13 protein-coding genes are annotated in these 16,050 nt (G+C 67.4%); 6 read left to right on the top strand and 7 right to left on the bottom strand.

Annotated features, from left to right (window positions below):
* Positions 1–289: 289 nt before the first annotated feature.
* From THITHI_RS20610 to THITHI_RS0112930, 6 genes are all read right to left on the bottom strand, one after another.
* A complete protein-coding gene (locus tag THITHI_RS20610) occupies positions 290–433 on the bottom strand; it encodes a hypothetical protein (RefSeq protein WP_018233533.1) in 144 nt (47 codons plus the stop codon).
* A gap of 138 nt (positions 434–571) precedes the next feature.
* Entirely contained in the window at positions 572–1,372 is an 801-nt protein-coding gene (locus tag THITHI_RS0112950; RefSeq protein WP_018233532.1) for an undecaprenyl-diphosphate phosphatase, read from the bottom strand.
* Positions 1,373–1,545: 173 nt separating this feature from the next.
* A complete protein-coding gene (locus THITHI_RS19070; RefSeq protein ID WP_018233531.1) occupies positions 1,546–3,438 on the bottom strand; it encodes a polysaccharide biosynthesis protein in 1,893 nt (630 codons plus the stop codon).
* A 16-nt stretch (positions 3,439–3,454) separates the two neighbouring features.
* Positions 3,455–4,468, bottom strand: coding sequence for an MraY family glycosyltransferase (locus tag THITHI_RS19065; RefSeq protein WP_018233530.1), 1,014 nt, complete (start codon positions 4,466–4,468; stop codon positions 3,455–3,457).
* Positions 4,465–5,319 (bottom strand): NAD-dependent epimerase/dehydratase family protein, encoded by an 855-nt coding sequence (locus tag THITHI_RS0112935; RefSeq protein WP_018233529.1) that lies wholly within the window; start codon positions 5,317–5,319, stop codon positions 4,465–4,467. Before THITHI_RS0112935 ends, THITHI_RS19065 begins: the two co-directional genes overlap by 4 nt.
* The gene (locus THITHI_RS0112930; RefSeq protein ID WP_018233528.1) at positions 5,316–6,200 is read right to left on the bottom strand and encodes a glycosyltransferase family 2 protein; all 885 of its coding nucleotides are present in this window, start codon (positions 6,198–6,200) and stop codon (positions 5,316–5,318) included. Before THITHI_RS0112930 ends, THITHI_RS0112935 begins: the two co-directional genes overlap by 4 nt.
* 341 nt (positions 6,201–6,541) lie before the next feature.
* Here THITHI_RS0112930 and THITHI_RS0112925 point away from each other — a divergent pair, with 341 nt between their 5' ends.
* From THITHI_RS0112925 to THITHI_RS19060, 6 genes are all read left to right on the top strand, one after another.
* A complete protein-coding gene (locus tag THITHI_RS0112925; RefSeq protein WP_018233527.1) occupies positions 6,542–7,594 on the top strand; it encodes an Rpn family recombination-promoting nuclease/putative transposase in 1,053 nt (350 codons plus the stop codon).
* A gap of 194 nt (positions 7,595–7,788) precedes the next feature.
* Complete coding sequence (locus THITHI_RS0112920; RefSeq protein ID WP_018233526.1) at positions 7,789–9,030, top strand: class I SAM-dependent methyltransferase; 1,242 nt, start codon at positions 7,789–7,791, stop codon at positions 9,028–9,030.
* A complete protein-coding gene (locus THITHI_RS0112915; RefSeq protein ID WP_018233525.1) occupies positions 9,027–11,600 on the top strand; it encodes a glycosyltransferase family protein in 2,574 nt (857 codons plus the stop codon). Before THITHI_RS0112920 ends, THITHI_RS0112915 begins: the two co-directional genes overlap by 4 nt.
* A 43-nt stretch (positions 11,601–11,643) precedes the next feature.
* Positions 11,644–12,624: a glycosyltransferase family 2 protein gene (locus THITHI_RS0112910; protein WP_018233524.1), complete on the top strand. Its 981-nt coding sequence runs from the start codon at positions 11,644–11,646 to the stop codon at positions 12,622–12,624.
* Positions 12,621–13,253, top strand: coding sequence for a class I SAM-dependent methyltransferase (locus tag THITHI_RS0112905; protein WP_018233523.1), 633 nt, complete (start codon positions 12,621–12,623; stop codon positions 13,251–13,253). The genes THITHI_RS0112910 and THITHI_RS0112905 overlap by 4 nt, the downstream gene beginning before the upstream one ends.
* Before the next feature lie 12 nt (positions 13,254–13,265).
* Entirely contained in the window at positions 13,266–14,150 is an 885-nt protein-coding gene (locus THITHI_RS19060; protein WP_018233522.1) for a hypothetical protein, read from the top strand.
* Positions 14,151–14,198: 48 nt separating this feature from the next.
* On the opposite strand, the gene THITHI_RS0112895 is transcribed toward THITHI_RS19060, so the two are convergent.
* Positions 14,199–15,962, bottom strand: coding sequence for a sulfatase-like hydrolase/transferase (locus tag THITHI_RS0112895; protein WP_198005609.1), 1,764 nt, complete (start codon positions 15,960–15,962; stop codon positions 14,199–14,201).
* Between the last annotated feature and the right edge of the window lie 88 nt (positions 15,963–16,050).

Here is a 16,050-nt window from a genome sequence, read left to right as displayed (position 1 = left end):
GCGCAGCGTGCCCATGCGGGCCTCCCGCTCATCCTGACTCCCGCCTCCTCGACTGACCGCACAGCATGGGTCCGCTTCGCTTGACCCATCCTACTGCCGGGCCCGATCCGTGGGGCGCCCCGCAGGCCGTAGGATGGGCAAAGCGCAGCGTGCCCATGCGGGCCTCCCGCTCATCCTGACTCCTGCCTCCTCGACTGACCGCACAGCATGGGTCCGCTTCGCTTGACCCATCCTACTGCCGGGCCCGATCCATGGGGCGGCCCGCAGGCCGTTGATACTCCGTTCCCGGTCAAGCCTTGTTGAGGTGTTGATCGCTGAACAGCGCCGAGGCGTCGAACAGGGTGCGGGTTCGTATCAAATGGCTGCCATGGCAGCATCGGTAGGTCGGCGCGAGCGGAGCAAACCCCAACGGGATTTCGATCAGCCTCGTCATTGTTGGGGTTCGCTGTGCTCACCCCAACCTACAATCCTGTTGGCTTTTTTCTCTGTGCCCTCTGTGACCTCTGTGGCAACAAAGCAGTCGTAGGTTGGGGTGAGGAACGAACCCCAACATGCCGGGCCCCGGACACGCCTACCGGAACAGGAACAGAAGGAACATCCCGAGCAGCAGGCGGTAGATCACGAACGGCAGCATGCTGATACGCGCCAGCAGCTTGAGGAAGAAATGGATGCACAGGTAGGCGCTCACGCCGGAAACCAGTGCGCCCAGTGTGATGAGGCCCCACCGGACCCCCTCCTCCGGCTCGCGCACCAGGCCCAGCGTCTCGTAGCCCCCCGCCAGGGCGATGATGGGAATGGACAGCAGAAAGGAATAGCGCGCCGCCGCCTGCCGGGTGAAGCCCATGAGCAGGGCGGCGGTGATGGTGATGCCGGAGCGGGAGGTGCCGGGGATCAGGGCCAGGGCCTGGGCCACGCCGATCACCAGCACATCCTTCCAGTTGACGCCATGCTCATCGCGCACGCGCCTGCCCGTGGTGTCGGCGAACAACAGCAGCACCGCGAAGCCGATGGTGGTCATGGCAATCACCTGCGCCGAGCGCAGGTGATTGGAGATTACGTCATGGAACAGCAGACCGGACAGCGCCGCGGGGATGGTGCCGAAAACCACCGCCCAGGCGAGCTTCGCGTCGGGAGTAAGGCCTCGCCCCCGGAGCGATCCCAGCCACTCCATGGTCATGCGGCGCAGCTCGCGTCGGAAATAGATCATCACCGCCGCGAGGGTGCCCACGTGGGTGGCCACGTCGAAGCTCAGCCCCTGGTCGTCCCAGTGGGTGAGTTCCGGCACCAGGATCAGGTGGGCCGCGCTGGAGATGGGGAGGAATTCCGTGAGCCCCTGAACCAGGGCGAGCACGAGGGTTTGAAACAGATCCAATGGGGGCTCCACGTCTTGTGTGTCTCCGTTGCGCCGGGAGTGTCACAGGATCAGTGGCAAGTAGGAGCCCGGTCCTCCGGGCGATCCGGCCCGACTCCGGTGGGTCGTTCTTCGCCCGGAGGACCGGGCTCCTACGCTAAGGGGGTATTGTCGTACGCACCATCGGCAACAGGCTAGTGATGCCCCTTCGCGGCCTCGCCAAAGAGATCGGAGGCGATCAGCACATTGTCCGGCAGTTCGGTGTCGGAACTGAACTCGGGCACCATCTCGTGCAGCAGCCGCCTGACAGCCGCATCGTCGTGGTGACTGCAGGCCTGCTCGAGTCGATGCATGCGGGGCTGCCAGGCAGTCCTGTTCACGGGGCGGGCCTCGGCGCGAAGGATCTTCGGATGACGGGTCCCCACCGGGTTGTCGAACTCGTGAAACAGTTCCTCGTGCATCTTTTCCCCGGGCCTCAGACCGATGATCTCGATCTGGATGTCCCGGCCCGGCTCGTGCCCCGACAGGCGGATCATCTCCTCGGCCAGGTCCTGGATGCGAATCGCCGCCCCCATGTCCAGCACGAAGATCTCGCCGCCGCTGCCCATCGCGGCCGCCTCCAGGATGAGGCTGACCGCCTCGGGAATGGTCATGAAGTAACGCGTCACGTCCGGATGCGTGACGGTCACCGGTCCGCCGCGCTCGATCTGGCTGCGAAACAGCGGCACCACGGACCCGGTGGAGCCCATGACATTGCCGAACCGCGTCACCACGAATGCGGTGTCGCTGTCGCCGCTGACCGTCTGACAGTAGACCTCCGCCACGCGCTTGCTGGCGCCCATGACGTTGGTCGGCTTGACCGCCTTGTCGGTGGAAACCAGCACGAACTTCTCGCAACCGAATTCCGCGGCAAGATCCGCAACCACCCGGGTCCCAAGCACATTGGTCTTGACGCCCTCCACGGTATTCCCTTCCAGGAGGGGCACATGCTTGTACGCGGCCGCGTGCAGGACCACATCGGGGCGGTGGCTGGCAAAGATATGCTTCATGCGAACCACGTCGGTGACGTCCGCCAGCAGCGGCACGCAGTTCACGCCGGCCGCCTGCTGATGCATCGCCTGTTCGGTGGTGTACAGGCCGTACTCGCAATGATCCAGCATCTGGATGCACGCGGGATGATAGCGGCCCACCTGGCGGCACAGTTCGGACCCGATGGAACCGCCCGCCCCGGTGACCAGCACGCGCTTGTTCTCCAGGAAGGCACGCAGGCCGGCGTCATCCAGCCGGATCACGTCGCGGCCCAGAAGGTCCTCCAGCTTCACTTCGCGCAGGCGCAGCGCGCTGGCCTGGCCGTCCGCCAGCTCACTCAGGGACGGCAGGGTCACGCACGGAACGGAATGATGCGCGGCGGTATCCACGACCCGGCGCATGAGTTCAGGCCCGGCCCGCGTCATGGCGATCAGCACGATGTCCACCTCGAGCCCCCGCAGGAGCCTGTCCAGCTCGTCCACGCCGCCGAGCACCGGCACCCCGTGCATGTCGCGGCCCAGCTTCCCGGGATCATCGTCAAGAAAGCCGATCGGCAGGTACTCGCGCGACTGTAGCAGGTCCCGGACCAGGATTTCCCCGGCACGGCCGGCACCGATGATCAGGGCGCGGCGGCGGTTGCCCAGGGGCATGATGTGGTCCTTGAACCAGCGGTAGAACAGCCGGGGCGCGGTGAGGCCCATGGTCAGCAGGACCGGATAGGCCACGAGCACGGGCAGCGGCACGTCCCCGACGCGTCCCACAAGGAAAAGCAGCAGGGTGGTAAACCCGGCGCCCACCCACACGGCACGCAGGATACGCATCAGGTCGGGCATCGAGGCGAACCGCCAGATGCCCCGATACAGGCCGAAATACAGATAGGCCGCCGCCTGCACCGGCAGGCAGACCGCCACCATCAGGAGGAACGCAGAGAAGGGTTCCGATCCGAAAAACTGCCCTTCCAGCCGCAACATGAACGCCAGCGCCAGTGCGGCTGGCACCCACAGGAGATCATGAAAGAACGCGGCCCATCGGTTGAGCAGGAGCCGCAGCAGGTGCATGGGCAAGGCAATCTCCTTACTGACGCAACTCAAGTCGTCGAATCAAAGCGGCTATTATTGCATAAACAAACAGCCATATAGTGAAACCCGTCACTTGAAGCGGCGTGCTTTGCGCCTCGATCATCACCAGCGTCGAACCGCCCGCCAAGAGCATCAGCACGTACCCGGCAAACGTGGTTCTGCCATGCCCCCAGCCCAGGACCACCAGGCGTTGATAATGGTGGGTGCGATGCGCGCGCCACACCGCCTCGCCCGCAAGCGCCCGGCGCAGCACGGTCACCGTGGCATCCACGATGAACGGGGAAAAGATCAGCAACCCGGCCCACAGGGGGAACACCCCGTCGCGCTCCGCCCACAGGATGAACACGGCCGCCAGGAACCCCAGGGCCGAGGCGCCGGTGTCGCCCATGAAGATCCTTGCCGGCGGAAGATTCCAGCGCAGGAACCCCGATGCGGACAACGCCACGCACAGAGCAAGCGCGGAGAACAACGGCGCCCCGGCCCGCCACCCCAGCCAGGCCATGAACGCGAAACCGATGACGGTCATGCCCCCGGCAAAACCGTCCATGCCGTCCATGAAGTTGTAGAGGTTGGTCATCCACACCAGAAAGAGCACACCGAGCACCAGGGCCGCCCAGCCGGGCCACACCCACTCGAACCCGGGCAGCGACACCAGCCCCGGCAGCAGGCCGGTTCCCGCCGCAAGGCCGGCGGCCAGGAACTGCACCGACAACCTCGGCACCACCCCCAGGCCCCGAACGTCATCCCAAAGCGCGGCCAGGATCACCAGCAACAGGGCCAGCCCTGTCCATGGCGACAGGGCAGGAGGTCCCAGGAGCAACACCGCCACGAGTCCACCGGCCAGTATGCCGGCCAGGATCGCCAGGCCTCCGGTTCGCGGCACGGGACGCTCATGCAGGGACCGCGCGTTCGGATGATCCATCCAGCGCAGCCGCGCATCGGGTCTCGCCAGATATGCGGTCAGCACCCACGCCAGCACGAAACCGGTCAGCCCCGCCAGCAGGATCACGCACCCACCCCCAGGTCGTCGCGGGAGGGATGAAACGGCCGGGGCGCATAGCCGATGATCCGGCGCGCCGGTTCCGGATCGAAGACCATGTCACGGGCCATGCGATCCACCATGGCCGGGTCCAGCCGGGTCCGGGGACCGGCCAGGGACACCAGCGCACGGAACAGTCCCGGGGGCAGACGCACCGGGCGCGGCGGCCGGCCCAGGGCCTCGAAGATGCGCATCACCATGTCACGGTAACTCAGCACTTCACCGCCGCCCAGGTCCAGGCAACACCCATGGGACGCCGGCCTGTCCAGCGCCGCCATGCACGCCTGCGCCAGGTCGTCCGCGTGCACCGGCTGGCGCAGGCCCGGCGCCCGCCCGGCCAGGGGAAAGAACCCGAAGCGTTCGATGAACCGGGCGATGGTGGATATGTTCCGGTCCAGCCCGCCGCCCCAGATCATGGTGGGACGGAAGACGGTCCATGCCATGCGCCCGGCGTCGCGTGCCAGGGCCGCCTCCGCGTCGGCCAGCCGCGCGGCCAGCCGACGCTCGGCCGCGCTGGGAGAATCCATCTTGGTATGCAGGCTCGTGGAGCCGAACGCGATCAGGCGCCCGGCGCCCAGGGCGCGGATACCGTCCAACGCGGGCGGCAACAGCCAGAGCGGGGCGAGGTGCAGCACCACATCCACCGGCGGCAGGTTCTCGTGCCAGCCGTCCTGCGCCAGGTCCGTCACGTGCCATGCGACCCCCCCGCCGTCACGGACACTCCTGCTGACGCAGTGAACGTCGAGACCCGCCTCGCGCAGGCGGGGCACCAGGTAGTGCCCCACGATGCCCGCCGCGCCGGTCACCAGCGCCCGGGTCACGGCAGCGCCCGCCGGGCCGTGTGATACAGGGCAAGGACACCGAAACGGCACCAGATCATGCCGGCCACCAGCCACAGAAGCGGACGCGGATAACGTCCGGAGAAGAACTTGCGGTAGTAGCGCATCATGCCCCGGTGCTTGTGCCATTCCACCCGCACCGGCCGCGCGCCGCTGCTGAGACCCTTGTGATGCAGCACCTCCACCCCGGGCACGAAAAGCACCCGGTACCCCGCGTCACGGAAACGCCGGCACCAGTCCAGATCCTCGCAGTGCAGGAAGTAGCCCTCGTCCAGTGGGCCCACCGCCTCCAGGGCCGCGCGGCGCACCAGCATGAATGCCCCGGAGATGGCGTCCACGTCCACCGGCGCCGATGCCAGCGGTTCGCGATGCATGTTGAAATCCCCCGGCATCAAGAGCCGGCGCGAGAGCCCGCCCAGGTGGAGCACGCGCAGCAGACTCCGGCCGGGCGTGGGTTCGCGCCGGCGGCATCCGGCCTGTTCGGTGCCGTCATCGTTGCGCAGCAGGCAGCCCGCCATGCCCACGTCCTCCATGCCATCCAGCACGGACAGCATGCGCGCCAGCGTGTCCGGCTGCAGCACGCAGTCCGGATTGAGAAACAGCAGCCACGGGGCTTCCGCCCGGGGCAGGACCCGGTTGCAGGCGGCGGCAAAACCGAGATTCTCGCCGTTCTCCACCAGGGTCACCCGGGAATCGTCCCCGACCGCCGCCGCCAGCGCCTCCAGGCTGCCGTCCGCGGAACCGTTGTCGGAGACCAGCACCTGCACCGGCACCGAGGACGCCAGCACCGAGCGCACGCATTCGTGCAGGGCGGGACCGCTGTTGTAACTGACCACGATGACGGAACAAAGGGGAATTTGCATGCCGGGCTGGAGACCTTAATTCATCGACTTGGGCGCCTGTCGGTCCTGGCAATCGTAACGGGTCCGACAGGCCACTAGTGTACCTTTCCCGGCGCCCCGGCAGAGGATGGAATCGTCGCGAACCACTGCTGCATCTTGGCACAAGGCCACCTTCACCCCTTTCGGCACGAGGTCCGACCACGGGCCGAAGGGTGGAGCCGCACCATTCGTGGCGCGGCCGCCTCGCCCACGGTGTTGCGGCAACCCGTGGCCGCCGCGGATCCGTCGGCCTTGAGTACACGGCTCCCCGGTCGCTATGCTTGCGGGCACAACGCCACGCCGCCACGGAAGGAGGCCATGGAATGGGCCGCAGATCCAAAGGACACGACCACGGATACAAGTTGCTGTTCAGCCATCCGGAGATGGTGGCCGACCTGATCCGGGGTTATGTATGCGAGCCGTGGGTCGAGAAGCTCGATTTCTCCACGCTGCACCGTGTCGGCGACGGCTATGTCAGCGACGACCTGCGCGAGCGCGAGGACGACGTGGTCTGGCGGGTCCGTTGGCAGGGCGACGACCACTGGCTCTACATCTATCTGCTGCTGGAATTTCAGTCCCGCCCCGATCCGTTCATGGCGCTGCGGGTGCTCACCTACGCGGGGCTGCTCTACGAGGATCTGCGCAAGGGTGGACAGTTGACGCCCTCGGGAAGGCTGCCGCCGGTATTACCGGTGGTGCTCTACAGCGGTTCCCGGCGCTGGAGGGCGGCGGTTGAGGTTTCGGATCTGATCGAGGAGATCCCGGGTGGTCTGGAGCGCTACCGGCCGCGGATGCGTTACCTGCTGCTTGATGAGGGCCGCTACCGGGACGATCCCCTGCCGGAGCTGCGCAATCTGGTCTCGGCGCTGTTCGCGTTGGAGAACAGCCGGAGCCCGCGGGATATCGAGCAAGTGCTCTCGCGGTTGGTGGACTGGCTGGGTTTGCCCGGACAGACGGGGCTTCGCAGGAGCTTCACGGTGTGGATCAAGCGGGTGTTGTTACCGGGGCGGGTGCCGGGTGTAGACTTTGAGCAGGTGTTGGATCTTCAGGAGGTACGCAGCATGCTGGCCGAGCGTGTAAAGGAATGGACCAAAGACTGGAAACAGCAGGGCATCGAGGAAGGCCGCAAGGAGGGCCGCGAGAAGGGCCGCAGGGAGGGCCGCAGGGAGGGCCGCAGGGAGGGCCGCAGGGAGGGCCGCAGGGAGGGCCGCAAGGAGGGCGAGGCCGCCGTCCTGCTGCGCCAGATCGAGCGCAAGTTCGGTGCCGAGGCGGCCGAGGCATATCGTGTGCCCATCGCGGAAGCGGACGCCGATACCCTGCTGGTCTGGTCCGAACGAATCCTCACTGCCGAGCGGGCGGAGGAAATCTTTATGTAGAATGTCCGCCCACGGGCCGAACAACGCGTGCAAGGACAAGTTGGCGGCGGCGTCACCGTACCTGCAACAGACAACGAGTAACGCGCAAGATCATTTGCGGGCCGGATGGACGTCCGGCGCCTTCCCGTTGGTCAGGTACGCCCCAGCGTGTACCCTATGCCACTCATCGCGGCACCGGCGCGGACACCAGCCCCATGACATCGACGGAACAGGACCTGCTCCAACAGGCAAACCGGATTTGCGAGAGCCGGCCCTTCCGGGAGGCGCTGTGGCGGCACCTGCCCGACCCGGAGACCCACGGCGACCCGGGGAGGCTGGACGCGCACATCCATCCCCGGGACCAGATGCTGCTGCACTCGCTGCGCCATCACGGCGACGCACACGTGGCCCTCAGCCAGTATTACAACGTGGCGCTGCAACAGTACAACGCCATGCGCCAGATCCTGCACCTGTTCCATCCGCCGCCGCACGAAGGGCTCAGGTTCCTGGATTTCGCCTGCGGCTACGGACGCCTGATCCGGCTCCTGAGCCTCTCCATGCCCGCGCGCAACATCACCGCCTGCGAGATTCAGCCCGAGGCCGTGGACTACGTCCGGGAACGCTTTGGTGTACGCGGCATGCTGTCTCACCTGGACCCGGAGCAGTTCAAACCCGGTGAGACCTTCGACTTCATCTGGGTGGCCTCCCTTTTCTCGCACCTGCCCGAACAGTTGTTCCACCAATGGCTCGCCCGGCTCTGGGCACTGGTGAACGAACACGGCGCTCTGTGTTTCAGTGTGCACGACGCCGCACTGCTGCCCGAAGGCCTGGAACTCCCGGACCCGGGCATTCTCTACGGGGAAGGCAGCGAGATCCCCGAGCTGGGTCCCGCGCACTACGGCACCGCCTACGTCTCCGAGGACTTCGTGATGCGGGCAGTGCGCACAGCCACCGGCGGGGAAGCCAACTGCTTCCGCATCCCCAAGGCACTCGCCCACGAGCAGGACATCTACGTGGTAACGCGCAGCGACGTCTCGGGCCTGGCCGCGTTCCGGCGCGGCCCCTGGGGCTGGGTCGACGAGCGCCGCGTCAGCCCGGAAGGCGAACTCTACCTGCGGGGCTGGGCCGCCTCGCTGGATGACGGCCCACTGGCGCACGTGAACATCTCGGTGAACGGACAGCCCCACACCTGCCCCACGGGGCTTCCCCGGGATGACGTGGCCCACGTGTTCGGGGATGCACGGCTGCGCCCGTCAGGGTGGTCGTTCCATCTGGACCTGGCGGGGAACACCCGGGCGCAGGTCGAGGTCACGGCGATCACGGCGGCCGGAGAGAAGGCACTGCTTTACGTCGCCACCCTGCCGGTACCGGCCATGCGGGAGGCTTCCACGGACATCCGGGGAATTCGGGGCCTCCTGGCCCGCCTGCTTGGCGTCGGGAGCGCGCCGCGGCAGTGACGGCGGACAAGCGCCACCCCGTCATGGATGCGCTGAATCCGCGAAACACCGCGCCGGCCCCCGTGTCCCGGCACGATCAATCCCCGCCGCAACGTCTGCCCACCCCTGTTCAGTGGCTGATGGCCCTGGCCGTGTACCTGGTACTGGCCGTCGCAACCATGGGGGCGAATCCGCTTACCGGCGAGACAGTGGCTCCCATGGACCTGCTGGTGTCCCACCCGGGCTGGGACACGGTCGCCGAAGGCGTGCGTGTCACCCATGCGGAGCGCAGCGACGTACTGGATGCCCTGCTCCCCACTTGGCTAGGGGCCAAGGATCAGTTGCGCAACGGGGAGCCCGCTCTCTGGCTCCCGGGCATCTCGGGCGGCAAGCCCGGCCTGCCGCTCATCTCCAACAGCATGCTGACCCCGTCATTTCTGGCCTTTGCCCTGATCGAAGATCACGCCCTCGGGTTCTACGCGGCCGGACTGATCAAGCTCGTGCTGGCCGGGCTGGGCGTGTTCCTGCTGCTGCGCCTGTTCCTGGGCCCTGCGGCGAGCCTGTTCGGAGGCGCGGTGTTCATGCTGGCCGGATTCAATGCCGCGTGGTTCTTCTGGCCCCAGGTCAGCACCTCCGCATGGATTCCGTGGCTGCTGTGGTGCGGGGCGGGCTGGATGCTCACCGGCCGGCGGGGCTGGCTGGCGGGCATCGCCCTGACCACGGCACTGTTGATCCTGGGCGGCTTCCCCAGCGTGGCCGCCTACGGCCTGTATGCCTTCGTACTGCTGATCCCGGTACTGATGGCCGGGATGCCCTGGCGCCCGGGTATCGCGGCGGGGATCGCCGCCGGCGCGGCGGTGGCGCTGGGCTTCCTGCTGAGCGCCCTGCCGCTGCTGGCCCAGGTGGAGTTCCTGTCCCTGTTCGATCTGGGATACCGCAGCGCGGGCACGGCCCTGTCCTGGACGGAACACTACCGGCTGTTCGTCGATCCCCGGGCCCGGGGCGTGCCCCGGGTCGAGTTCACGTTCCACGTGGGCTGGATTGCCCTGTTGCTGACCCTGGTCCCGGTGGCCCTGTGGACGCGCTGGCCGCAGGCGGAGCGACGGCTGCTGTTCGTGTTCGGAACCGCAATCCTCCTGGCGTCGATCGTCCTGGCGTTCGGCCTCGCGCCCCACGAGTGGATCCGCCGCATACCCGTATTCGGTTTCAACCCCTGGAGCCGGGTCACGGTGATTACCGGTCTGGCCGTCGCCCTGCTGGCCGCCCTGGGCCTGCAGGCGGCGCTGGAGCAGGCACGACGGATCCGAAGGCCGCTCTTGGCCGCGGGCCTGCTGGCCGGGCTGGCCGGGCTGGCGGTGGTGCAGATCGTGGACCAGTCACGCCTGTTCAGGACGTTCAACGCGGTGGTTCCGGCTGCCTGGTTCTATCCCGACACGCCCACGCTGGCGTACGCGCGGGAACGGCTCGGGCCGCTGGACTGGGTCATCGCCGACAACGCCTTCATGATCTCGGGCACCCTGACCGCCTACGGGCTGCCCGAGTGGTTCGCCCACACGTTCAAGACCCCTGCGGAAAAGCGCGCGCTCGAGCAACTGGTGGACGCCCCCTTCCGCACGCCCACCGCGGCGACCTTTCCCCTGGAAAGCATCCGTTTCGAGCACCCGCTCATGAATGCCTTCGGGGTGCGCTTCGCACTGGTCGAGGGGCAGCACCACGACCATGAAGTCCTGTTCACCCAGCCGGCGGGGGCGCATCAGCCGGCGCCGCCCCTGCCCGAGAACCGGCTGGACCAGCATTTCCGGCTGGACCGGGAGACCCGGCTGTCGGGTGTTTCCGTGCTCATGGCCACGTACCGGGCGCCCCATGCACCCTCCGACCTGAGGCTCACCCTCCATGACGACCGGGGAGACGAGATTGCCACCGTCACCGTGTCCCGCTACCGGATTCGCGACAACCGCTGGGCGCGGTTCTTCTTTCCCCGGACCCTGGAACTGCCGCCGGGCGGATACAGCTTCAGTCTCGCACTGACGAATCCGGAGGCCGGGGGCCGGGTCACCCCGTGGACCACGGCCGAAGCGGTCCCCGACACCCGCCGGCTGGCCGTCAACGGCGAAGCCCGTCCGGCGGCCATGCGCTTCTCCCTCATGACGCCCGCCGCCCGCGATCACGGCTGGACCGCGCACCGGCTGGAACCCGCCGTCACACTGCTGGAGAACCCCCGGGCGCCCCGGGGCGCCTATTACCTCGGCGATGCGCACCAGCCGCCGGCGGACGGGGACGGGACACAGGTACGCACCACCCGGATCGATGCCACTGTGCTCACGGCCCGTTACGAGGGCGACGCGCCGGGGCTCATCGTCTTCCCCATGCGTCACTACCCGGGCTGGGAGGCCCGCGTGGATGACCGGCCCGCGTCCATGGACACCCTGCTGGACGTACTGCCGGCGGTGCATGTCCAGGGCCCCGGCCGGGTCGAGTTGCACTATCGACCCACGTATACTCTGCCGGGTCTGCTGGCAACCCTGGCAGGCCTGGGGGGGCTTCTGCTGTTGCTGTGGCAGGCCCCGGCCCCTCATGCCCGGGCACGATAGACCGGCCTTCCCCGGAAGGACCGCCAAGGACAGCCGCCACACCATGAAACTGATCATCCAGATCCCCTGTTACAACGAGGCCGGCACCCTGCCGATCGCCCTGGCCGCGCTGCCGCGTTCGGTACCCGGCTTCGACTCCGTGGAATGGCTGGTGATCGATGACGGTAGCCGCGACGACACGGCGCGCATCGCCCGGGAGCACGGGGTGGATCACGTGGTGCGCCACACCCGCAACCAGGGCCTCGCCCGGGGATTCATGACCGGTCTGGACGCCTGCCTGCGTCTGGGTGCGGACGTCATCGTCAATACCGACGCGGACAACCAGTACAACGCCGGAGATATCCCGGCTCTGGTGGCGCCCATCGTGGCGGGTGAGGCGGACATCGTGGTGGGGGCGCGCCCGATCGAAACCATCGAACATTTCTCGCCCATCAAGAAGATGCTGCAAAAACTCGGGAGTTGGGTGGTGCGCGTTGCCAGCCAGACGGACATCCCGGATGCGCCCAGCGGTTTTCGCGCCGTCTCCCGGGCCGCCGCGCAGCGGCTGGTGGTGTTCAGCGACTACACCTATACGCTGGAGACCATCATCCAGGCCGGCCAGAAGAACATGGCGATCACCTCGGTGCCGGTCGGGGTGAACGCCGACCTGCGGCCCTCGCGGCTGGTCAGGAGCATCCCTTCCTACATCCAGCGTTCCATCGTCACGATCATCCGGATCTTCGTGATCTACCGGCCGTTCCGCTTCTTCGGTATCCTCGGCGCGGTGCTCTTCGGCGCCGGCTTCCTGATCGGCCTGCGCTTTCTCTGGTATTACTTCATCGGCCAGGGCGACGGCCACATCCAGTCCCTGATCCTGGCGGGCGCCCTGCTCGTCATGGGTTTCCAGACCCTGCTGGTGGCCTTCATCGCCGATCTGCTGGCGGCCAATCGCAAGCTCCTGGAAGACATACGCGCCCGGGCCATCGCCATCGAGATGGACAGGCCCTCCCACGGGGAGCGCGGCGGCGAAGGCGGGTCGCCATGAAGATCTCCCGCGGCATGCGGGAGCAGGGCGTGGTGGTGGGCAACACCTGCGACAAGTACGGCACCCGAAATCCCGTCGCCCGCCGGCTCATGCGCGGCTTCCACGAGGCCCTGGAAGGGCTGGTGCAGCAGGCCTCGCCCGCCACCATCCACGAGATCGGCTGCGGAGAGGGCTACTGGGTCAACCGCTGGCGGCAGGCCGGCTTCCAGGCCCGCGGCAGCGACTTCTCCGCCCGGGTCATCGAACTGGCCCGGTCCAACGCCGCGAGCCTGGGGGTGTCCCCCGAGCATTTCTCGGTGCGCAGCATCTACGACCTGCGGGCCGAGGAGGACGGCGCGGACCTGCTGGTGTGCTGCGAGGTGCTGGAACACATCGAGGATCCGGAGGCGGGGCTCGAGGCGCTGCGCCGCGCCGCGCAACATCACGTCATCCTCAGCGTGCCCCGGGAACCCGTCTGGCGGATGCTCAACATGGCACGGGGACGCTACCTCAAGGACCTGGGCAACACCCCGGGCCATATCCAGCACTGGTCCCGGTCCGATTTCATCCGCCTGGTTGAACGTCATTTCCGGGTCGTCGAACTGCGCGCGCCCCTGCCGTGGACCATGCTGCTCTGCCGGGTACCGTAAGGTCCGGTGGCCATGTCACAACGCTGGAAGCGCGCGCTGCACTGGGCCGGAAGCATCCTCGCCCTGGCGGGCGTGGCGTTCGTGGCGCAACGGCTCTGGAGCTACGGCGCAGACATCCGGCCCGGGCGGCTGGGCACCGCGCAATGGGCCGGGATCGCCGTGCTGTCCGCGGTCTACGGGGCATCCAATCTCTTTCTGGCACTGGCCTGGCGCCACCTGCTGACCGGTTTCGGACAGCGACGGCCGATGGCCTGGGCCGTGCGCGTGTTCGGCATCTCGCAGATCGCCAAATACCTGCCGGGCAATATCTTCCACCTGGCCGGGCGCCAGGCCATGGGAATGGCCGACGGGGTGCCGGGCTGGCTACTGGCCCGGTCCATGGCCTGGGAACTGGGCCTGCTGGTGCTTGCCGGCTGCCTGTTCCTGTTTCCGCTGCTGCCGCTGCTCCGGCCGGGCATCCCGGCTGCCGCCGCCGCGGCGGCATTCATCCTGTCGGCATCGGCATGCCTGCTGTTGCTGTGGCGGCTGGTGAACCGCGACATGGCCCTTGCCATGGCCTGGCACGGTGTCTTCCTGTTCGCCTCGGGCCTGATCTTCCTCGCCACCTACCTGCTCGTGGCCCCGTCCGGGAGCGCCGCCCCCATGGCGCTGCTGCCCCTCATGGTGGCCGCCTACGTGATCGCCTGGCTGGCCGGGCTGCTGACCCCGGGCGCACCCGCCGGCGTCGGCGTGCGGGAGATGGTCATGATCCTGCTCATGGCGCCGCTGGTCCCGGAAGCGGCACTGGTGTTCGCCGTCCTGCTCTCGCGCGTCGTCACGGTCTGCGGTGACACGCTCTTCTACCTGGCGGCCCACCTGAAGGCGACTCCCCCCGCGGAACCCGGCGGATGCGACTGAGGCCTGTCCCCGCGCGGTTCACGGTCAGCGGGAACGGCCCATGGAGATTCAGCGCCGCGGCAGGCGCGTGGCGTCGTGGTGGCGGTCCATGCGCACGCGGTACCCGTTGAGCCACCGGACAATCGCATCCCGCCTTGTGCCGTCCAGGTTGTACGAATCTATGAAGCGCGTTGCATCGCCGCTGAGCCGGATCGTGCCTTCACCACCGTCCGGACAGAACACGTCGATGTGATCACGGTTGTCACCCCGCGCATGAAATACACAGCGTTGCCCGGCCATGGAGGCATCGGGGTCGAGCATGCCCGCCCTGTTCCTGTTGCTGCAGGACTCCTCGGAAATCAGCCAATCCACGGTATCCACGAGGTCGGCGTGATGGAAGACCTCATCGATGCGTCCCTCAGGGGCCCTCGGACCGGCCCAGATCGCCGGTATCAGTGAGGCCGCTCCCCGTCCGAACGATTCGGTCTCTTCGGGCCTCAACGGAATCATCGCCCGGTGGTCGCTGACCACGAAGACATGCCCCTGCTCAAGAAACCCTGACCCCTCCAGTGCCCGAAGAAACTCCGCGGCGGATTCGTCCATGTAACGGAACACCGACTCCTCATCACGCTCGCCGGTACGCGGATGAATGTACGGGTGATGTGACGAGACGGATTCCACGACGAGCAGGACAGGCGTGTCGTCATGTTCTTGAAGATATTCGAGCGCGCGCCGGTAAAGCGCGTCATCCGGCGCGGCACGAAAGTGCAGTCTGGGCAGCCCGTCGTAGTGAGGGTGATCGTGCCCCTCCACATCATCGAACCCCGTGTCCTTCGCCCATTCTCCCTTTCGGGTGAACGCCAGGTCGCCCGAGGTGAGAAAGGCGGCGTGCATCCCCCTGCCGCCGACAACCCGGGGAAGGGTGCGTTCGATGCCCCAGGCGGTTTCGAACGACCTGATACGAAAGAATCCCTTGACCGGAGAAAGGATCTCGACGCCGGCAAGCAGACTCATGAGACCTTCATTGGTGGTGAATCCGGACGCATACATCCGCGAATAATAGGCATTCTCCGCGGCAAACCGGTCCAGGCGCGGGGTCCAGTCGAACATTCCCCCGAACAGCCGGCTCTGATAGGGCGACCATGACTCCAGGATCAGCACCACGATACTGCCCCGATGCGATGCGCCTGGGGCGCAACGAACCGGCGGCGCCGGTTCCGCGAGGGCGGCCGCTTCAACCGGTGCGCTGTATGGCACGGAGACCCCGCCGACCAGGTGCGAAACCACCACGTTGCGGACGGCCCAGTCATGCACGTAGGAGCGTGGCGAGGCCGTTGCCCCGGCGACCGCCGCCAGGACCAGGGGGAGCACCAGCACAGCGGCGGCCCAGGGGCGGGGGCGGGCGGTCGGAACGGGCAGCAGGAGAAAGACCCCGACAGCGATCATGCAGGCGCCTGCCCCGGCAAGTGCGGCCAGGCCGAGCATGCCGGTGGCATGGAGATGCTGCAGAATGATGCCGGGCTGCGCGCCGTATACCAGGATGTCCCCGATATGGAGCCGGGTGGAGAACTGCACGAACACGAACATGTCCAGTGCATAGAAGGCCATGCCGGCCACGGCAGCGAGCCGCAACGGCAGGGCAATCAGTCCCGGCCGGGCATACAGACCGAGCAGGGCCAGGGTGGCGATCCCCCCGAGAAACATCACATCGTGCAGCAGGACATCGCCGGTCAGGCACCCCTCGCATCCGATCGCCGTGCCGAATCGCTGGTCGATCAGGCCCGTGCGCAGGGCGGCGAGCCCGCCAAGGGCGGACAGAAAGGTGACCGCCATGAACAACCGGATACCGCCTACGGACCATGGCGCAAGGCCGATTTTGCGAGAACGCGCGGGCAGCATCGGTCAGGCCCGGATCGGGGAT

The sequence above is a fragment of the Thioalkalivibrio thiocyanodenitrificans ARhD 1 genome (genome assembly GCF_000378965.1).
Lineage (GTDB): Bacteria > Pseudomonadota > Gammaproteobacteria > Ectothiorhodospirales > Ectothiorhodospiraceae > Thioalkalivibrio_A > Thioalkalivibrio_A thiocyanodenitrificans.
Note: the sequence above shows the minus strand (reverse complement) of the source record. Positions and strands in the feature narration are given on the sequence as shown.